The organism is Noviherbaspirillum pedocola, assembly GCF_016632335.1.
Classification (GTDB): domain Bacteria; phylum Pseudomonadota; class Gammaproteobacteria; order Burkholderiales; family Burkholderiaceae_D; genus Noviherbaspirillum_A; species Noviherbaspirillum_A pedocola.
In genome coordinates this window covers 688,553-707,870 of sequence record NZ_JAEPBG010000001.1, presented here as the reverse complement: position 1 = coordinate 707,870, position 19,318 = coordinate 688,553, and the positions used below count along the sequence as shown (strand labels likewise).

The window sequence follows — 19,318 nt, the reverse complement described above, 5'->3', positions numbered from 1 at the left end:
GCTTTTACTGATCCTTCGGTTTATGGGAGACGGTGAATCCGGACGGTACCTGTCCGGTCTTGTCTTTCGGGAAGGGCTGTGATTTTTCGATGGCGCGCCGCACCGCTTCGTCGAAGCCCGGCACGCCGGAGCTCTTGACCTTGCGGATCGAGCGCACCGATCCATCGGGCAGCAAATCGACCGCATACTCGGCCGCCGGATTGCCGGCCAGGTCGTCCGGTACGTTGAACACGGTGTTGGAGCGGATCTTGCCGGCGACCTTGGCGACGTAGCTGGCGTCGCCGCGCGACGGCCCCGAAGAATGCGCCGCTTCGCCGCTGCCGCCGGAGCCGGCGGCCTGCGACAGCATGCGGCTCATTTCTTCCTTGCGCACTGCCTCGGCGCGCGCGGTTTCTGCCGCGTCGCGTTTCTTCTTCTCGGCGGCTTCGGCGAGCTTCTTCTTCTTGTCCGCTTCAGCGAGTTCGCGCTTCTTTTCCTCGGCTTCCTGCTTCTGCTTCGCGAGTTCAGCCTGCTTGCGCTTCTTCTCTTCCTCGAGCTTGCGTTCCTTCGCTTCCTCGGCCTTCGCGAGTTCTTCCTTGTGACGCTTGTCCTCGGCGCGCTGCTGTTCCTGCTTCTTCTGCGCGGCGAGGCGCTCCTTCTCTTCCTGGCGCTTCTCTTCCTCGCGCTCCTCGGCCAGACGGCGTTCGCGCTCTTCCTTCAGGCGCTTCTTGCGCTGCTGCTCGATGGCGATCTCGGGGTCGGGCACCACCGGCTTTTCCACCGGGCGGGCGGCTTCGCGCTCCACCGGCGGCGGCGCCGGTTGTGGCTTCGGCGCTTCCTGGACTTTGGGCACGGGTTCCGGTTCCGGTTCCGGCTGCGGTTCGGGCTTGGGCGCGGCCTGCTGCGCCTGCGGACTCCAGATCTCGGCTTCCACCGCCACCGGCGTTTCGCTGTGCCAGCGTATGCCTATCCACAGAAAGGCGACCAGGGCCAGATGCACCACGGCCGCCAGCGTCATTGCACGCCAGCGGCCGGGTTCCTTCGGTATGTGATAACGCGTTGCGTCGTTCATGGCCTGATGTCGGGAGGGCTAGCGGGTGGCAAGTCCGACGCGCTTGAATCCCATCTTCTTCGCTTCGGACACCACCTGTATCACTTCGTCGTACTTGATGTTCTTGTCGGCGGCGATCATCACCGCCATGTCCTCGTTGCTGCCGTGCAGATCGCGCAGGCGGCGCACGAGTTCGTCGCGTCCGCTGACCTTGTCCTGCGTGCCGACGCTCTTGCCGCCGACGATGCCGATGGTCGCGGCTTCCTCGGGCTTGAGCGAAATCTGTATGTATTCCGGCGGCGGCAGCGCCGACTTGCCGGCCGTGGGCAGATCGATCATCGACGGGTTCACCATTGGCGACACCACCATGAAGATCACCAGCAGCACCAGCATCACGTCGATATACGGCACGACGTTGATCTCGGCCTTGAACTTGCGCTGGCGGCCGCCGCGCATCGTGGTATTGGCCATCAGCGGCCCTGCCTTTGCAAGATGTTGGAGAACTCTTCGATGAAGGTTTCGAAGCGGATCGCCAGGCGATCGATGTCATGCGAATAGCGGTTGTAAGCCACCACTGCCGGAATCGCGGCGAACAGGCCGATGGCGGTGGCGATCAGCGCTTCGGCGATGCCCGGCGCTACCGTGGCCAGGGTTGCCTGCTGCACGTTACCGAGGCCGCGGAAGGCATTCATGATGCCCCACACCGTGCCGAACAGGCCGACATACGGCGACACGGAGCCGACCGAAGCCAGGAAGGCGAGGTGCGATTCGAGCGCATCCATCTCGCGCTGGTAGGCGGCGCGCATCGCGCGGCGGGCGCCTTCGAGCGGCGCGCCGCTAGCGTCACGGCCGCCGACGGAGGCGCGCACCTTGTTGAATTCGCTCATGCCGGATTCGAAGATGCGTTCCAGCGCGCCGTTGTCGCCGGTCTGCTGGCGGCGGGTCGAGATCGCGTCCCGATACAAGGCATCGAGATTGCCGCCGGACCAGAACAGGCGCTCGAATTCCTCGGTCTGGGCGCGCGCGCTGCGGATGGCGAACATTTTGCGGAAGATGTAGGTCCAGCTCATGATCGAGACGGACAGCAGCAGCGCCATGACCAGCTGCACCAGCAGCGAGGCATTGCCTATGAGGGACAGGAAACTCAGATCGACGTTGGACATGGATGGTTTGTGATTTCAGGGCGTATCGGTTGCGGCGCGACGCGATGACGGCGTCATCGTGCGCCGCGTGATCAGGCGAAGGTTCATGCTGGGTTCAGCTGGATCCTGGCGAAAACCTCGGTCGGGATGGCGCCGGGACGCAGCGTTTGGGTATCGACACAGCCGACGCGGATCCGGCCGGTGCAGAGCAATTGTGGTTCGGCGTCGCTTATGCGCCACGCTTGTTGAAAGAATTGCACCGAAGCGCGCCCGAGGCGCTCCACCTCGACGGTCAGCTTTAACGTATCGTCGAGCCGCGCCGGCGCATGATAGTCCACCGCAGTGCTCATGACGACGAACATCTTGCCATGGGTTTGCGCAAGAGCCTGCTGACCAACACCGCAAGCACGCAGCCATTCGGTGCGCGCACGTTCAAAGAACTTCAGGTAATTGGCATAGAACACGATGCCGCCGGTGTCGGTGTCTTCGTAGTAGACGCGGATCGTCCAGTTGAACTCGGCTGCTGACGACATGGGACGATCTTTCAGAACTTTCCTTTTAACAAGGCCGCGTCGCGGCGGGGCACATTCTACTACTGCTCGCGTTTGATGGTAAATGCTGAAAAACCTTGCGCCACGGGCATCATTTCGATGACGTTGATGTTGACATGCGGCGGCAGCGTGGCGATCCAGAACGCGGTATCGGCGATGTCTTCCGGGGTCAGCGGCGTCGTGCCTTCGTAGACCTTTGCCGCTTTGGCATCGTCGCCATGCAGGCGCACATTCGAGAATTCGGTGCCGCCGACCAGGCCGGGCGCGATATTGGTGGCGCGCACGCCGGTGCCGACCAGATCAGCGCGCAGGTTCAGCGTGAACTGGTCGACGAATGCCTTGGTGGCGCCGTAGACATTGCCGCCCGGGTAGGGATAGGAACCGGCAACCGAACCGATGTTGATGATCAGGCCATTGCGGCGCGCCAGCATGCCGGGCAGCAGCTGCCGCGTCATCGTCACCAGACCCTTGCAGTTGGTGTCGATCATGGTTTCCCAGTCTTCCAGCAGCGCGCGGTCGGCCGGCTCGACACCGAGCGCGAGGCCGGCGTTGTTGATCAGCACATCGATGTCCTGCCAGTCAGCCGGAAGCCCCTGGATGCCGGCGGCAATCGATTCCCGGCTCGTTACATCCATTTCCACCGGCAGCAGCGCCGCGCCGAGTTCGGCGGCGAGCGCGTCGAGCCGCTCGCGGCGCCTCCCCGTGGCGATCACCCGATGACCCGCGCCGACAAACTTGCGCGCCATCGCCGCGCCGAAGCCGGCGGTGGCGCCGGTGATGAGAACGATCATGGCCTGTTCCATTCGAGCAAAAACAAAATTGTATCCCAAGGGACAATTGGCCGGTGTTCGGCGTGCCATCGCGCCCGCGGTTTGTTGTATTGCCCAAAAAGCGGGCATCCACTACAATGCGGCCACCATTTCGTCTCACGTGACTGGCGAAAAACCGGGATCCTCTCCCGGCACAAGGTGGGCACCCACCGGGAAGCGTGAGATTTCACACCGCCGTGCGCCTGGGCAGCCAAGATGGTCAGCAGGTGTTGAAAAGCGCGATGCAGGCCGCACGATAGCTCGCAACCGTTTCAACATCCTGTTCCGTGTCGGTTGGGCTGCCTGTCACATTCCACTCGCTGGCCTTCAGCCGATCGCATCCGAAGCTGTCCACATTCATCCGTTTGGAGCATCCATGTTTGCCAAAGACCATACCATCGCCCATGTCGACCCCGAACTCTGGTCGGCCATCCAGCAGGAAAACCGCCGCCAGCAGGACCATATCGAACTGATCGCCTCGGAAAACTACACGTCGCCGGCGGTCATGGAAGCACAGGGCAGCCAGCTGACCAACAAGTACGCCGAAGGCTATCCGGGCAAGCGCTACTACGGCGGCTGCGAATTCGTCGACATCGCCGAAACCCTGGCGATCAACCGCCTGAAGGAATTGTTCGGCGCTGAAGCCGCCAACGTGCAGCCGAACTCCGGTTCTCAGGCGAACCAGGGCGTATTCTTCGCCATGCTCAAGCCCGGCGACACCATCATGGGCATGTCGCTGGCCGAAGGCGGTCACCTGACGCACGGCATGGCGCTGAACATGTCCGGCAAGTGGTTCAACGTCGTGTCCTACGGCCTGAACGACAAGGAAGAGATCGACTACGAGGCGATGGAAGCCCTGGCGCGCGAGAAGAAGCCGAAGCTGATCATCGCTGGCGCTTCTGCTTATGCGCTGCGCATCGATTTCGAGCGTTTTTCGAAGATCGCCAAAGAAGTCGGCGCCTATTTCATGGTCGACATGGCGCACTATGCCGGCCTGATCGCGGCCGGCGTCTATCCGAACCCGGTGCCGCACGCCGACTTCGTCACCTCCACCACCCACAAATCGCTGCGCGGCCCGCGCGGTGGCGTGATCCTGATGAAGGCCGAGCATGAGAAGGCGATCAATTCCGCGATCTTCCCCGGCATCCAGGGCGGCCCGCTGATGCATGTCATCGCCGGCAAGGCGGTGGCCTTCAAGGAAGCGATGTCGCCGGAATTCAAGGCCTACCAGCAGCAGGTGGTGAAGAATGCCAAGGCGCTGGCCGAGACGCTGATCGCACGCGGCCTGCGCATCGTTTCCGGACGCACCGAGTCGCATGTGATGCTGGTCGATCTGCGCGCCAAGAAGATCACCGGCAAGGAAGCTGAAGCTATCCTCGGTTCGGCCCACATCACCTGCAACAAGAACGCGATTCCGAATGATCCGGAAAAGCCGTTCGTGACCTCCGGCATCCGTCTCGGCAGCCCGGCGATGACGACCCGCGGCTTTGGCGAAGCCGAGTCGGTAAAGGTCGGCAACCTGATCGCCGACGTGCTCGACAATCCGCACGACGCCGCCACCATCGATCGCGTGCGCGCCGAAGTAAAGAAGCTGACCGACGCCTTCCCGGTCTACGCTTCCTGATCGCATCGCCCCTGGCACACCCGGGGGCGATGTTTCCTGTTGCACAGACAAACTGGCAACATTTATACTCCACGCCATTCCAGAATCGCTGCCGCCCGGGGTGAACCTTCATGAAATGCCCGTTCTGCCAGCATGAAGACACGCAAGTCCTCGACACCCGGGTGTCCGAGGAGGGCGACAGCATCCGGCGCCGGCGGCGGTGCAACCAATGCGAGAAGCGCTTCACCACTTATGAGCGCGTCGAGCTGGCAATGCCGGCGGTGGTCAAGAAAAACGGCAGCCGCACTGAATTCGATCCCGAAAAAATCCGTTCCAGCATGATGCTTGCGCTGCGCAAGCGACCGGTCCCGGCCGGCGATGTCGACAGCGCGATCCAGCGCATCGAGGAAAAGCTGCGCGCTTCCGGTCAGCGCGAAGTGCCGTCCGGTCAGATCGGCGAGCTGGTCATGCACGAGCTGCAGCGCCTGGACAAGATTGCCTACATCCGTTTCGCTTCGGTCTATCGCAGTTTCAAGGACGTTGCCGAGTTCCAGAATGTGATCGCGGAAATCGACATCGACCGCAAGAAGTCCGGCAGATAAACCTCCGTTTTCCCCCTGCGCGTGCCACTTCCCCGGCCGCAGGTGCTCTCGTGACAGGCGCATTGCTGCGCACACAGGAGTGTCAGGCATGGGAATTCCCCGCTTTCATCGTTGCGACGGCTATACGCTGCTCGAAGTCCTGGTGGCGCTGTGCATCTTTTCCATCGCCGCGCTAGGCGTATCCGAGTTGCAATGGCATGCCTTCTCCGCCATCCAGCGTGCGGCGCTGCAGGGCGAAGCGCTGGCGCTGGCAACCGACATCGCGGAACGCCTGCGCGGCTTGCCCGACAGGGAAACGCTGCTCCTGGACAGCGATTCCCCGCTTCCCGACATCATGGATTGCGAGCGCCTCGCCTGCAGCGCCGCGCAGCTGGCGGCAGTCGACCTGCGCGAATGGCTGACGGCGGTGCGCAGCCGGCTGCCGGGGGCGCGGCTGCGCGTCTGCGCTGACGGCGCGCCCTGGGATGCGGCGACTGCCGCGCTGCGCTGGGACTGCGCCGATGCCGGACCGGTATGGGTCAAGCTGGGATGGCGCGACGACGTCGACAACGCGTCTGCGCCGCGGCTGGCGCTACCCTTGCCGGAGAGCGGGCGGTGACGCGGCGCAGGTGTCGGCAACAGGGCTTGAGCCTGTCCGAGCTGATGGTGGCCATGGCGGTCGGCTTGCTATTGATTCTGGCCGCCTGCGCCGTGCTTCTCGCCACGCGCACGAGCTATCTGCTCAATGAAGACCGCGCCCGGCTGAACGAAACCGGCCGATTCGCCATCGATGCCATCTCACGCGCGGTGCGGCAGGCTGGCTATCTGGACCCAAGCGCGATGCCTGCTTACGCCGCTGCGCCGCCCGCAGTGCAGGGCCTCGATGCGCGCGGGTTGAAGACAAGCACCGAGGGCATCGCCGGGCCATGGCAGAAGGCCGTCAACGGCAGCGATGTGCTGGCGCTGCATTTCGATGGCGCGGATGACGGCGGGATTCTCAATTGCGCGGGCGCGGCGGTGCCCGCAGGTCCGGACCGAGGCTGGAGCATCTTCCATGTCGCCGAGGATGCGCGCGGCGAACCCGAACTGCGCTGCAAATACCGGGGTGCTTCGGGCTGGAAGTCGGATGCGATCGCCCGCGGCGTGGAAAGCTTCCAGGTGCTGTATGGCATCGATACCGAAGGCGACGGTCTGCCGCATCGCTACATGACGGCCACCGCCGTCGATGCCGCGGCGCCTGGCGGCGCGCTGTGGCGCACGGTGGCGGCGATCCGGATCGGGCTGCTGGTGCATGGCGCCGAGCGTGCCAGGCCGGGCATGCGTCGCCTCGCTCTTTTCGGCGCGGAGTATGCGCGGCGCCACCCGGAGGATGCGGGCGCGATGGTGGATGAAGCGATGCTGCCCGAAGCCGCGCGCGGACTGGCGCGACGCATCTTCACCGCGACGATCCCGCTGCGTAATGGCAGTGCCGCGCCATGATGCCCGTGCCGGCACAGGCCATGATGCCATTGCAGGCATTGCACGCATTGCACGCATTGCACTCTTCGCGTTCATCACGTCCATCACTCCCGATGACGCCTCCGCCACCGCAAGCCGGCCTGGCGCTGCTGGCTTGCCTGGTGTTGCTCGTGGTGGTGGCCTTGCTCGGACTGTCGGCGGCGCGCGTGGCGATCGAAGCCGAGCTCTGGTCGCGCAACGATCACGACCGGCGCATCGCTTTTCTGGCTGCCGAGGCAGCGCTGGAAGATGCGCAGCGCGATATCGAAGAAGCGACAGACGAGCGTGGTCTGATGTTTGCCGATGGCGCGCTGCGCTTTGATGCCGACTGCGGCGCCGGGTTGAACAATCCGCGCCTCGGCCTGTGCGCCGGCCCGTCGGCCTGGCTGGGCGCGGATCTTATCGAGGCGTCGGCAACCGGGGCCAGCAGCGTGCCCTACGGTCACCTGACCGGCAGCCGCATGCCAGTCGCCGGCGGCATGCTGCCGGCGCGGCTGCCGCGTTACATCATTGAAGATTTTCCGCTGCGCGAAGCCGGCGCCAGCGCCGAGCCGTCCGACCGGCGTCGAATTTTCCGCATCAGCGCAATCGGCTTTGGCAGGCGCGAGTCCACCCGCGTGTTGCTGCAGGCCTGGTATCGCCGCGCCAGGAGCGGCTAACGATGCGCAGACTTCGCCTTTCCGTTGCAGCGGCTTGTCTGCTGATTGCGAGTGGCCAGGCAGGCGCAATGCCGCCGCGCGAGCTGGCCAACGCGGCGCAACTGGTTTATTCCTCCGCCTGCGTTGCCGCTGCGCTCGATGCCGACGGCGCCGGCCTGTACCGCGCGTCCTCGCTGCCGGATGGCGTCACTGGCAGCCTGAAGCGTTACGAGGTGAGTATTGACAGCGCCGGCCGACTCGGCGCCGCCGACCAGCCGCAATGGGATGCCAGTGCGCTACTCGATGCGACGCCATCCGCTGCCCGGCGAATCTACACCACGCGGCGCGATGACGCTGGCATGCGCACGATCCCGTTCCTCTGGGAAGCGCTTGGCGAAACCGAGCGCGCGCTTCTGGATATCACCGCCAGCGGCGAGCAAGACGGTCTCGGCGCGCTGCGACTGGCTTACCTGCGCGGCATGCGCGAGGCTGAAAGCCCTCGCCAGGGCGGCATGCGCGACCGCCTCGGTCTTCTCGGCGCCACGCTTGCCGGCGTGCCGCGCGTTGCAGGGCGCGGTGCGCATGCCGCCATCTACCTCGCCGCGAACGACGGCATGCTGCATGCCTTTGATTCCGCCAGCGGCGCCGAACTGTTCGCCTACCTGCCGCGCGCGATCGCCCCCTGGTGGAGTCGGCTGACCACGCCGTCGTATCGGAATGCGCCGTATGTCGAAGGTGCGATTGCCGTTGGCGAAGCGAAGGCGCGCGGCAAGCGCATCACGGTGCTGGCCGTCGGGATGGGCGGCGCGGCCAAGGGTGTCTATGCGCTCGACGTCAGCGATCCCGTGCATTTCGGCGATAAGGGCGGCGTCATGTTCGAGTTCACTGAGCAGGACGATGCCGACATCGGCCATGTCTACGGTGCGCCGCAAATCGTACGGGCGCGCATAGGCGCAGCGCCGGCGGCGGATTACCTCGTCGTCGGTGGCGGTTACAACACCGGTGGACGTGGCCGCATCGCGCTCTTCCTGCTGTCGCTGGACAAGGATCCGGCCGATCCCTGGAGGCGCAACGCCAATTACTTCAAATGGTTTGCGCCGGCGGACGATGCCGTGGCCAACGGTCTGGGGCCGGCGTCGCTGACCGTCGATGACGCCGGCGATGTGCGCTATGCCTATGCCGGCGATATGCGCGGCAATCTGTGGCGCTTTGATCTGGCCGACACCTCGGAAACCGCGCCGCGCAGACCGGTGTTCATCGCTGCGGACGCCGGCGGCCAGCCCCAGCCGATCACAGTCGCGCCGCGCATTGCCCAGGCGAGCGATGGCGTGCTGCTGCTGTTCGGCACCGGCAGCCTGCTGTTCGCCGGCGATGGCGCCGACCGTTCCCGGCAAACCCTGTACGGCGTGCGCGACCATGGCATGACAACGGAGGGCGCCACCCGCGCGCAGCTGGCCGAGCGGCTGCTGGCCATCGATGGCAGCTATCGCATCGCCAGCGTGACGGCAAACGACGGCTGGTATCTCGATTTTCCTGAGGCCGGGGAGAGAAGCGCCTGGGGCATCGCGCTGGAAGGAAGCGCGCTGGTAGCCGCGAGCATGATTCCGCGCGGCGCGCCCTGTTCGGCTGATCTCCGGCTGTACTGGCTCGACGCATTGTCCGGAAAACCGGCGCCGGGCATCAGCGCGCCGCCATTGCTGCCGGCCGAGGCGATCGGGCGCGCGCCGATGGTGCGGCAGCGTGATGAAGTCGCGCCCGCGGATGGCCGCGGGCAGCGCCGTGTCGTCAGCCGGCGTCGTCTGGTGGGCGCGGGCAGGCCGTCGGCCATGCCGACGCAGGATACGGCAAGCAGCGCGCCCGGCCGGACCGGCAGGCTGGGGTGGCGTGAAGTCGTGGATGTCGAGGCATTGCGCGATGCGGCCCGGCGCTGATCGTCGCGGTTTCAGCCTCGCTGAGCTGGCCGCCGTGCTTGCGCTGGCCGCCTTGCTCGCGTGGATGGGCGCGCGTTCCTGGCAGGACCTGGTGCGCACCCAGCGCCGCGCGGAAGGCCGATCTGCCCTGGCGCGGGCAATGCAGGCGCAGGAGCACTATTTTTCCCGCTACGGCCGCTATCGCGCATACGACGTCGCCGCGCCAGCGGGCTTTCCCTGGCATTCCGGGCCGACACCCGCGGCCAGCGCTTATTTGCTGTCCGCAGTGGCCTGCAGCGATGCGCCGCTGGAAGACTGCGTGCAACTGCGCGCCGAGCCCGGTGCTAGCGCATTCCGCGACTCGGAGTGCGGCATGCTGATGCTGGACAGCCGTGGCCGACAGGGTGCGCAAGGGGAGGGCGGGCGATGCTGGTGACACGTTTCGATGCCTGTCGTCATCCTGCCCGGCGGCGCGGCTACACGCTGGTGGAATTGCTGTGCATCTTCGTCATCGCTAGCGTCCTGCTGGCGGCCGGCACGCCGGGTTTTCTGCGCCTGCTGCGCCAGCATCGATTGTCGGCGGCGGTCAACGATTTCCATGCCGCGCTGCTGGTTGCGCGCTCCGAGGCCTTGCGGCGCGGCGTGCGGGTGGATGTCGTGGCCGCCGACGGCGGCTGGCGCGCCGGCTGGATGGTGCTGGTCGACAGCAACCGCAACGGCCGCGCCGACCCGGGCGAGGAAATCATCCGGCAGCATGGCGCGCTGCCCGGGGACATGTCAGTCAGCGCCAGTCTGGCCGACATGAGCGCTGCCTATCTCGGCTACAGTCCGGCAGGCCGCAGCAGCAGTTATGCCGGCGGGGCGCAATTCGGTTTGTGGACCTTTGCCTGCGGCGACGTGCGGCGCAAGCTGATCCTGAATTTCTACGGCCGTGCACGCAGCTGCAATCCGGACGGGGACAAGGCGAATTGCTGAGGCGGAAGCTGTCCAGTGGCCACCGCGCTGCGGCCAGCGGTAGGCCGTCCCGCTCGCACCGACCCTGGTCAGGCCGGCGCTTCCTGTTCCCTCAAGGGCCTACACATCACCAGGCCTGGATCGCGCAACCGATGAGTACCTTGCAGGCCATCAAGCCGTCTTCTTCGTCCGTCCCATCATGCGCTCGCGCACATGCTCCTCGAGGAAGCTGTTGCGCGCCGGCTTTACCAGATCGCTGCGGCTGATGATGCCCACCAGCTGCCTGCCTTGCCGGTCGCGCACCACCGGCAGCCGCTCCAGGTGCAGCGACGCCATGCGCCGGGCCACGACCTGGCAAGTCTCGGTCGGCAGCGCCACCTCGGCCTCTTCCAGGAAGAGCGATGCGGCCACGGCATCGGCGCGCACTTCGCCCTGCTGCAGCAGGGCCCGATCGAGCATGCCAAGTACCCTGCCATCGGCGTCGATTACCGGATATGCACGATGCGTTTGCGTGGACCCGAAGAAGCGCGACTCGACCTCGGCCAGCGCCATCGTCGCCGGCACCGCCACTGCCTTGGCGCTCATCACTTCCTCGACGAAGGCGCGTTCCTGCGGATCGACACCGTATTCGCGATAGATATGCAGCCCGCGCCGCGCGATCTTCTCGGTCATGATCGAACGCGGCATGATGATCACCGTCAGTCCGTAGGACACGCCGGTCGCCAGCAGCAGCGGCAGGAAGGCATTGAAGTTGCCCGTCAGGCCAAGCGCGAACACTGCGGCGGTCAGCGGCGCGCCGAGCACGCCGGCCAGCACCGCCGCCATGCACACCAGCGGCCACAGCGTGGGATCGCTGCCCGGGAACAGGATGGCGACCGCGGTCCCGAGGCCTGCGCCCAGCATCAGCAGCGGCGCGAGCACGCCGCCCGAAGTGCCCGAGCCGAGCGAAATCACCCAGATCACCGCCTTCACCGCCAAGAGCGCCAGCGCGGCCGCCGGCAGGATGCGATGGTTCAGCAAATCGTCGATGACGTCGTAGCCGACGCCAAGCGCGCGCGGCTGCAGATAGCCGCCGATGCCGACCGCCACCGCGCCGATCGCCGGCCACCACATCCAGTGCACCGGCAGATGCGCGAACAGGTCTTCTACCTTGTAGAGCGCCTTGGACATCAGCGCCGACAGCGTACCGCACAACAGGCCGGCCACCAGGCACACGCCCAGCGCCGGCAATCCGGCCGGCGCGGTGTGCAAGGGGAACAGCGGGCCGGGTTCCAGCAGCAGCGGCCGGCCGAATCCGGCCACGGCGCAAGCCACGATCACCGGCAACAGGCTGCGCGGCCGCCATTCGAACAGCAGCAGCTCCACCGCCAGCAATACCGCGGCCACCGGCGTGCCGAACACCGCCGTCATGCCGGCGGTGGCGCCCGCGACCAGCAATGTCTTGCGCTCGGCCGCGCTGACCGGGAAGTGTTGGGCGATGAGCGAGCCGATCGCACCGCCGGTCATGATGATCGGGCCTTCCGCGCCGAATGGTCCGCCGCTGCCGATCACGATGCCCGAGGCCAGCGGTTTGAGGATCGCCACGCGCGGCGACATCTTGCTCTTGCCGAACAGGATCGCCTCGATCGCTTCGGGAATCCCATGACCGCGTATCTTGTCCGAACCATAGCGCGCCATCAGGCCGACGATGAGGCTGCCGATGATCGGCACCGCGATCACCCAAGCGCCGAGGTGATGCCCGGCCGGCGAATGGAACTGGAAGGACAGCGTCTGGAAGAAGAAGAGATTGGTGAAGAAATGGATCAGGTTCAGCAGCACCCAGGCGGCGATGGTGCTGAGAACGCCGATGATCGCAGCAATCGCACAAAGCAGCAGAGAGCGCCGGTCGGTGTTGAAGTCGCGTTGATGGTATTGCATGCGCTGCTCCTCGAAGCGCACCGCGCGTGCGGCATGGTGCGATGTAGTTGCGTTCGTTGATCGAATAACTGTTAATTATAATTGCGGGAATATAAATTTGCTGGCGCAGCGATGCGGTGTGACGAGGCAGGGCGGCTCGGCCGAGCGTCGCAACTACAATAGCGACTTTCAACAGGACGACACCGCCGTGGGAATCGACAGGGATAGCGACAAGGATCTGGAAGCCATGCGCCTGGCGCTGGAATGGGCCGCAAGGGGCATGTTCATCACGACGCCGAACCCCAGGGTGGGCTGCGTCATTCTGCGCGACGGCGCGCTGATCGGCGCCGGGCATACGCTGCCGGCCGGACAGCCGCATGCGGAAGTCCAGGCGCTACGCGACGCCGCGGCGCGCGGCAACGATGTGCGCGGCGCCACCGCCTATGTGACGCTGGAGCCATGCAGCCATCATGGCCGCACGCCGCCTTGTGCCGATGCCTTGATCGAGGCTGGCCTGGCGCGGGTAGTGGTGGCGGTGTCCGACCCGAATCCGCTGGTTGCCGGTCGCGGCATGGACAAGTTGCGCGCGGCCGGCATCGCCGTCGATTACGGTGTGTTGGAGCATGAAGCGCGCGAAATGAACATCGGCTTTTTCTCGCGCATGGAACGCGGCCGCCCCTGGGTGCGCATGAAATCCGCCGCCAGCCTGGATGGCGGCACGGCCCTGCACAATGGTCGCAGCCAGTGGATCACCTCACAGGCCGCGCGCGACGACGGCCATTGGTGGCGCGCCCGCGCCTGCGCCATCCTGACCGGCATCGGCACCGTGCAGGAAGACGATCCGCAATTGACCGTGCGCGCCGTCGACACACCGCGCCAGCCGCGCCGCATCGTCATCGACAGCCGGCTGCAGATTTCCCCGGACGCGAAAGTGCTGTCCGGCGGCGGCACCTGGGTCGTGGCCGCGCAGCCCGACGCGGACAAGGAAGCGCTCTTGCGCGAGCGCGGCGCCGAAGTGCTGCTGCTGCCGAATGCGCGTGGCAAGGTCGATCTGCCCGAGCTGCTGCGCGAACTGGGCCGGCGCGGCATCAACGAGCTGCATGTGGAAGCCGGGTTCAAGCTCAATGGCTCGCTGCTGCGCGACGGCTGCGTCGACGAGCTGCTGCTGTACTACGCGCCGACGCTCTTGGGCGATGCGCAGCGCATGTTCGATTTGCCCGCGCTGGAAGACTTGTCCGGCCAGCGCCGCCTGGCTTTTCACGAGCTCCGGCAGATCGGCGCCGATTTGCGTATCCTTGCCCGTTTTCCTTCCCACTGACCTCACACCGAGCACCATCCATGTTTACCGGAATCGTCGCTGCCGTCGGCAGCATCACTTCAATTCATCCCCTGGGCAGCGAGCCGGAAGCCGGCGTGCGCCTGTCCATCGATGCCGGCGGCCTGCCGCTGGAAGATGTCGCGCTCGGCGACTCGATCGCCATCAATGGCGCCTGCATGACCGTCATCGCCAAGACCGACGCGAGCTTCGATGTCGATGTCTCGCGCGAAAGCCTGAACCGCACTGCGGGGCTGGACGCGCTGGGCGAAGTCAACCTCGAGAAAGCGCTGACCCTGGCTGACCGCCTCGGCGGCCACCTGGTCTCGGGCCATGTCGATGGCCTGGGACAGGTGCAGAGTTTTGAGCCGGTCGGCGAGTCGCGCGAATTGGTGATCGTTGCGCCGCGCGAGCTGGGCAAGTATCTGGCCTACAAGGGCTCGATCGTCGTCAACGGCGTGTCGCTGACGGTGAACCGGGTCAGCGACACCGAAGCCGGCTGCGAGTTTTCCATCAACCTGATACCGCATACGGTCGAGGTGACGACGCTGAAGCATCTGAAGGCGGGCAGCAGGGTGAATCTTGAGATCGACCTGATTGCGCGGTATGTCGAGCGCATGCTTGGCAAGCCCGCTTCCTCTTGAAAATCGGGCATGGCGAAATGGCCTGAACGTATGCGGGGAGATTGTTACACAGCCGCTCTGCGGGTTGTGACATTGGGTCGCACTCCAGTTACCAGGGAGGTTGTGCAATGGCAATGCAAGGCGCGAACAATCAGGCAACGCAAGTTAGGTCCTCGATCACGCTTGCGACCGACGCAGGAAAAAAGGCTTCCGGAAGCGAGTCGTCCACCAGCAGTGCCACTCCCGTGGTGGGTAAGCAGGGCGGCACAGTCGGTGGCGGCTTCATGCAGTCTGCGACTGCTCAGCCTGGCGCGACCTTGAATTCGGCGCCAACGACGACAACCAATCCGCGTTATACGGCCTCATCTGCCACCGCCTCGCGAGCTAAGCAGTTTGAAAACAAGGACGGCGAAGACGAAGTCGATGCATGGCAGGAAAAGCGCCTCGAGGCGGCCCGCAACGGCGATCGAAAGGCTTATGAAAAGGCGGTAAAAGAGAGCGGCGACGACATTCGGGAAAGCGATCAGCTACTGGCTTGCCTCACCGGTGAATCGGAACTGGACCTGGCGATTCTTGCCGGCAGCAAGAAAACGGCAAAAGCCCTGTCGAAAGCTGGATTCAAGACTTCAAGCTGGGCCGGACTTGATGACAATACCCTGGCTCAACTGCCCAAGGTATTCGACTCGAAGAACGAAGCAGAGCTCGAAAAGGCGATGTCAAAGTCTGTACTGGAAATGAATCAATTGGTGACCGCGAATACCGGAACAGAGTTGCTGGTACTGGCCTGTCGTATTGATTCGCCCAAGCTTGCAGAAGCCTGGATCAAGGCGCATCCGAAATCCCTGCAGAGTCAGCGCCTGGGAAACGCGATTTTGCAGCGTACTGAATTGCACGTCCCCATTCGCGCCGGATCCATGGCGATCACCAAACTCATGCTCGAACTGGGGGCCATCCCCGGTTTAATGGACATTGCGATGGCACAAGGGCAAATCAAGGAATTGCTGCAGCGGACTTACGATGCCCTGCCGTCTGAACAACGGTATGAATAAGTTGTGCTGATCGTGCTGGCCGCGCCGACATAGCCGGTTTTCGCAAGTGCCGGCAATGCGAACATGGCGATTGCCTCGAATCGCCTGCAACAAGGGGGCAATCGCCAGTGACGGTAATCAAGCACTGGTGCTGGCTGTTTCCCTGAAATTCCGCTCTCCCGAGGCTTGTTCAAAGACAAAAGCCCCGGCTTCCCGCACCGCCGCGGGGCTGCTCGCGTCATATATTGACGAGACGACTGTTCCTCCTTGCTTCGCAAGGAATCTTCGTCAGAGAGCGTCAAGGTGATTACAAACAGGATGGAAGTGCCGATAGGCATCTTGCCGCAGCCCGATGAAACCACCTGCGGGCCGACCTGCCTGCATGCGGTCTATCGTTACTGGGGCGAGCGCGAAGCGCTGGATGAGGTCATCACCCGCACCGGCAAGCTGGAGCAGGGCGGCACCTTCGCGGTGTTCCTTGCCTGCGATGCGCTGCGCCGCGGCTATGACGCGGCGATCTACACCTACAACCTGAACGTCTTCGATCCGACCTGGTTCACACGTCGCGATGTCGATATCGCCGAACGGCTCGAGCGGCAGCGCGAAGCCAAGGACGATCCGCGGCTGCGGCTGGCCACCGAAGGCTATCTCGAATTCCTGAAGCTGGGCGGCAAGCTGCGCATGCTCGATCCGTCGCGCGGGTTGATCCAAGGTTACCTGCGCCGTGGCTATCCCATCCTCACCGGCCTGAGCTCGACCTATCTGTACCGGGTCGCGCGCGAGTATGGCCCCGACGATACGCCGAACGATGTACAAGGCTTGCCCTCCGGGCACTTCGTGATCATTGCCGGCTATGACCGCGCCAAGCGCACGCTGAGGGTTATCGATCCCTACGGACGCAACCCGTTTGCGACCAAGCATGAATACTGGCTTTCCGCGGAGCGGGTATTCGCGGCGGTGCTTTTGGGCATCGTCACGCATGATGCCAATCTGCTGGTCATCCATCCGCGCCGAAAGCAGGAACAGGCACACAGATGAACATTCTCTTCGTGGTCAGCCAGCAGCAGGACTGGCCATTCGATATCCCGGGCATCAGCGCCATCACGGCGCACAGCTATCTGACCGACCCCGCCTACGGCGATCTGACCTGTACCAAGGTCTTCAACCTGTGCAGGAATTATCGCTATCAGAACTATGGCTATTACGTGTCGCTGCTGGCCGAGGCGCGCGGCCATCAGCCCTTGCCGGATGTGGAGGCGATCCGCAGCCTGCAGGCTGCCGACCTGCTGCAACAAGCGCAATCGCGGCTCGAGAACCTGATCCAGTGCGCGCTGTTCGAGGCCGAGCGCACCGAGCTTGAGCTCGATATCTATTTCGGCCGCGAACCCACGGGACGGCATGAGTATCTGTGCGCCGAGCTGTTCCGCATGCTGCGCGCGCCGGTCTTGCATGCCCGCTTTGAACGCGGCGAGGGCGGCTGGAAGCTCACGCGCGTGCAGACCGGCAATGTCAGCGATATCGAAGAGGCGCATCACGCCTTTTTTACCGACGCGATCGCAGCCTATCTGCGTGAAGCGAAGATCCGCATCAACCGCCCGCGCGAGGACCAGCCGACCTTGGCGATCCTGCACGATCCGCAACGCGCGGAAACGCCATCGAATGCGCAGGCGCTGCAGAAGTTCGTCGAAGCCGCCACGTTGCTCGACATGCGCGCGGAGCTGATCACGCCGCGCGAAGCGAAGCGGCTGCCGCAGTTCGACGCGCTGTTCCTGCGCGCCACGACCAACGTCAATCACTACACCTATCAACTGTCGCGCCAGGCCGCGGCGGCCGGCATGGTCGTGATTGACGATCCCGATTCGATCCTGCGCTGCACCAACAAGATTTATCTTGCCGAGCTCTTGGCCCGCAATCATGTGCCGGTGCCGAAGAGCCTGGTGGTACACAAGGGCAATGTCGACCAGATTGTGCCCACGCTGGGCTTGCCCTGCATCCTGAAGCTGCCCGACGGTGCCTTCTCGATCGGCGTGGAAAAGATCCACAGCGAAGCACAGTTGCAGGAGCGCGCGCAAGCCTTGCTGAAGGAGTCCGAGCTGATCCTGGCGCAGCAATATCTGCCGACCGAATTCGATTGGCGCATCGGAGTGCTGGACAAGCGGCCGCTGTTCGTTTGCAAGTACTACATGGCGCCGGGTCACTGGCAGATCATCAAGCATGACCGGCACCAGGTCAGCGAAGGCAGGACCGAAGCGCTGGCGCTGCGCGAGGTACCGGATGAAGTCATCGAGATTGCGGTGCGTGCGGCCAACCTGATCGGCGATGGCTTTTATGGCGTGGACATGAAGCAGGTCGGCGGCCAGTACTACATCATCGAAATCAATGACAACCCGAATGTCGATGCCGGCAACGAGGATGGCGTGCTTGGCGATGCGCTGTATCGCGAAGTGATGGGCGTGTTCAGGAAGCGCATCGATGCCCTGAAGCGGAATACTTCGCTATGAGCGAACCGGCCGCAGCATTGCATGCCTTCGATGCGTTTGGCATCGAGCTGGAATACATGATCGTGTCCGATGCCGATCTCGCGGTGTTGCCGGCAGCGGACGCGCTGCTGCGCGCGGCATCGGGCGACGACAGCGGCGAGGCCGATCGTGGCGTGTATGGCTGGTCCAATGAGCTGGTGCTGCATGTGCTCGAGATCAAGAACGCACGGCCGCTGCCGGATCTCGACGCATTGGCGGCGGGCTTCCAGCATGAGGTCGCCGCGATCAACGAAAGCCTGCACGACATGGGCGCGCGGCTGATGCCCGGCGCGATGCATCCATGGATGGACCCGGCCAGCGAGACCCGGCTCTGGCCGCACCGCAATGAAGCGATCTACGCGGCCTATGCGCGCCTGTTCGATACGAAGAGCCATGGCTGGGCCAATCTGCAGAGCATGCACATCAATCTGCCTTTCGCCGACGATGCCGAATTCGCGCGGCTGCACGCGGCCATACGCGTGCTGCTGCCGATACTGCCCGCGCTGGCGGCAAGCTCGCCGATTGCCGATGGCCGCGTCACCGGCGATGCGGACCATCGCATGCAGGTGTACTGGCACAATGCCGACCGCATGCCGGCGATCGCGGGGCTGGTGGTGCCGGAACCTGCGCGCAGCCGGGCCGAATACGAAGCAACCATACTCGAGACGATGTATCGCGAGATCGCGCCCTTCGATCCCGAAGGCATCCTGCGCCATGAGTGGCTGAATTCGCGTGGCGCAATCGCGCGCTTCGACCGCAATGCCGTCGAGATCCGCGTGCTCGATGTGCAGGAATGTCCGCGCGCGGACCTGGCGATCGCGGCAGCGGTGATTCATGCGGTGCAAACGCTGTATCGCAGCGACGCGACGGCGCAGCAGAATGCGATGAGCACCGAGGCGCTGGCGCAATTGCTGCGCGATTGCATCCGCGACGGCGAGCGCGCGCGCATCGATGACGCGACCTATCTCGCGCTGCTCGGTTATCCCGGCGCGCAATGCAGCGCGGTCGAACTGTGGGCGCACCTGATCGCAAGCATGCCGCAGGGCGCGCAGGCCTTCTGGCAGGAGCCGCTGAACACCATCCTGGAACAGGGCACGCTGTCGCGGCGCATCCTGCGTGCGCTCGGCACGGACGCTTCGCCCGCGCGCATCGATGCGGTGTACCGGCAGCTGTGCGACTGTCTTGCGCAGGGAACGATGTTCCGGCCGGGCACGGCGTGAAG

20 protein-coding genes and 1 riboswitch are annotated in these 19,318 nt (G+C 64.6%); of the genes, 14 read left to right on the top strand and 6 right to left on the bottom strand.

Annotation, left to right across the window (positions count from 1 at the left end):
- Positions 1-4: 4 nt before the first annotated feature.
- From tolA to JJB74_RS03160, 5 genes are all read right to left on the bottom strand, one after another.
- Positions 5-1,051 (bottom strand): cell envelope integrity protein TolA, encoded by a 1,047-nt coding sequence (gene tolA / locus JJB74_RS03180; RefSeq protein WP_200590348.1) that lies wholly within the window; start codon positions 1,049-1,051, stop codon positions 5-7.
- 18 nt (positions 1,052-1,069) lie between these two features.
- Entirely contained in the window at positions 1,070-1,501 is a 432-nt protein-coding gene (locus tag JJB74_RS03175; protein WP_200590347.1) for an ExbD/TolR family protein, read from the bottom strand.
- Positions 1,501-2,193: a protein TolQ gene (gene tolQ / locus JJB74_RS03170; RefSeq protein WP_200590346.1), complete on the bottom strand. Its 693-nt coding sequence runs from the start codon at positions 2,191-2,193 to the stop codon at positions 1,501-1,503. The genes JJB74_RS03175 and tolQ overlap by 1 nt, the downstream gene beginning before the upstream one ends.
- Before the next feature lie 83 nt (positions 2,194-2,276).
- The gene (gene ybgC / locus JJB74_RS03165; protein ID WP_200590345.1) at positions 2,277-2,705 is read right to left on the bottom strand and encodes a tol-pal system-associated acyl-CoA thioesterase; all 429 of its coding nucleotides are present in this window, start codon (positions 2,703-2,705) and stop codon (positions 2,277-2,279) included.
- A 59-nt stretch (positions 2,706-2,764) separates the two neighbouring features.
- Positions 2,765-3,514 carry an SDR family NAD(P)-dependent oxidoreductase gene (locus tag JJB74_RS03160; RefSeq protein ID WP_200590344.1) on the bottom strand — a complete coding sequence of 250 codons (750 nt, stop codon included), beginning with the start codon at positions 3,512-3,514 and terminating at the stop codon, positions 2,765-2,767.
- Positions 3,515-3,643: 129 nt separating this feature from the next.
- A riboswitch (ZMP/ZTP riboswitch) is annotated at positions 3,644-3,748 on the top strand.
- Positions 3,749-3,908: 160 nt separating this feature from the next.
- Between JJB74_RS03160 and glyA the strand changes: the two genes are divergently transcribed.
- The 8 genes from glyA to JJB74_RS03120 all read left to right on the top strand — a co-directional run bounded on the left by glyA (position 3,909) and on the right by JJB74_RS03120 (position 10,736).
- Positions 3,909-5,156: a serine hydroxymethyltransferase gene (glyA, locus tag JJB74_RS03155; protein ID WP_200590343.1), complete on the top strand. Its 1,248-nt coding sequence runs from the start codon at positions 3,909-3,911 to the stop codon at positions 5,154-5,156.
- Between the two features lie 110 nt (positions 5,157-5,266).
- Positions 5,267-5,737 carry a transcriptional regulator NrdR gene (nrdR, locus tag JJB74_RS03150; protein WP_200590342.1) on the top strand — a complete coding sequence of 157 codons (471 nt, stop codon included), beginning with the start codon at positions 5,267-5,269 and terminating at the stop codon, positions 5,735-5,737.
- A gap of 88 nt (positions 5,738-5,825) precedes the next feature.
- Positions 5,826-6,335, top strand: coding sequence for a type IV pilus modification protein PilV (gene pilV / locus JJB74_RS03145; RefSeq protein ID WP_200590341.1), 510 nt, complete (start codon positions 5,826-5,828; stop codon positions 6,333-6,335).
- The gene (locus JJB74_RS03140) at positions 6,332-7,195 is read left to right on the top strand and encodes a PilW family protein (protein WP_325170079.1); all 864 of its coding nucleotides are present in this window, start codon (positions 6,332-6,334) and stop codon (positions 7,193-7,195) included. Before pilV ends, JJB74_RS03140 begins: the two co-directional genes overlap by 4 nt.
- A 92-nt stretch (positions 7,196-7,287) precedes the next feature.
- The gene (locus tag JJB74_RS03135; RefSeq protein WP_200590339.1) at positions 7,288-7,872 is read left to right on the top strand and encodes a PilX N-terminal domain-containing pilus assembly protein; all 585 of its coding nucleotides are present in this window, start codon (positions 7,288-7,290) and stop codon (positions 7,870-7,872) included.
- 2 nt (positions 7,873-7,874) lie between these two features.
- Complete coding sequence (locus JJB74_RS03130) at positions 7,875-9,782, top strand: pilus assembly protein (protein WP_200590338.1); 1,908 nt, start codon at positions 7,875-7,877, stop codon at positions 9,780-9,782.
- On the top strand, positions 9,766-10,197 hold the full coding sequence (locus JJB74_RS03125) for a type IV pilin protein (protein WP_200590337.1): 432 nt from the start codon (positions 9,766-9,768) through the stop codon (positions 10,195-10,197). The genes JJB74_RS03130 and JJB74_RS03125 overlap by 17 nt, the downstream gene beginning before the upstream one ends.
- Entirely contained in the window at positions 10,188-10,736 is a 549-nt protein-coding gene (locus JJB74_RS03120) for a GspH/FimT family pseudopilin (protein ID WP_200590752.1), read from the top strand. The genes JJB74_RS03125 and JJB74_RS03120 overlap by 10 nt, the downstream gene beginning before the upstream one ends.
- A 150-nt stretch (positions 10,737-10,886) precedes the next feature.
- Here JJB74_RS03120 and JJB74_RS03115 read toward each other — a convergent pair whose 3' ends face one another.
- Positions 10,887-12,632 carry a chloride channel protein gene (locus tag JJB74_RS03115; protein WP_200590336.1) on the bottom strand — a complete coding sequence of 582 codons (1,746 nt, stop codon included), beginning with the start codon at positions 12,630-12,632 and terminating at the stop codon, positions 10,887-10,889.
- 193 nt (positions 12,633-12,825) lie between these two features.
- On the opposite strand from JJB74_RS03115, the gene ribD reads away from it, so the two are divergent.
- From ribD to JJB74_RS03085, 6 genes are all read left to right on the top strand, one after another.
- Positions 12,826-13,929 (top strand): bifunctional diaminohydroxyphosphoribosylaminopyrimidine deaminase/5-amino-6-(5-phosphoribosylamino)uracil reductase RibD, encoded by a 1,104-nt coding sequence (gene ribD / locus JJB74_RS03110; RefSeq protein ID WP_325170091.1) that lies wholly within the window; start codon positions 12,826-12,828, stop codon positions 13,927-13,929.
- Positions 13,930-13,949: 20 nt separating this feature from the next.
- On the top strand, positions 13,950-14,570 hold the full coding sequence (locus JJB74_RS03105) for a riboflavin synthase (protein ID WP_200590335.1): 621 nt from the start codon (positions 13,950-13,952) through the stop codon (positions 14,568-14,570).
- A 107-nt stretch (positions 14,571-14,677) separates the two neighbouring features.
- The gene (locus tag JJB74_RS03100; protein WP_200590334.1) at positions 14,678-15,598 is read left to right on the top strand and encodes a hypothetical protein; all 921 of its coding nucleotides are present in this window, start codon (positions 14,678-14,680) and stop codon (positions 15,596-15,598) included.
- Positions 15,599-15,880: 282 nt separating this feature from the next.
- Positions 15,881-16,615 carry a cysteine peptidase family C39 domain-containing protein gene (locus tag JJB74_RS03095; RefSeq protein ID WP_200590333.1) on the top strand — a complete coding sequence of 245 codons (735 nt, stop codon included), beginning with the start codon at positions 15,881-15,883 and terminating at the stop codon, positions 16,613-16,615.
- The gene (locus tag JJB74_RS03090; RefSeq protein ID WP_200590332.1) at positions 16,612-18,078 is read left to right on the top strand and encodes a RimK family protein; all 1,467 of its coding nucleotides are present in this window, start codon (positions 16,612-16,614) and stop codon (positions 18,076-18,078) included. The genes JJB74_RS03095 and JJB74_RS03090 overlap by 4 nt, the downstream gene beginning before the upstream one ends.
- Positions 18,075-19,316, top strand: a complete 1,242-nt coding sequence (locus JJB74_RS03085) for a carboxylate-amine ligase (RefSeq protein ID WP_200590331.1) — start codon at positions 18,075-18,077, stop codon at positions 19,314-19,316. The genes JJB74_RS03090 and JJB74_RS03085 overlap by 4 nt, the downstream gene beginning before the upstream one ends.
- Positions 19,317-19,318: the final 2 nt, after the last annotated feature.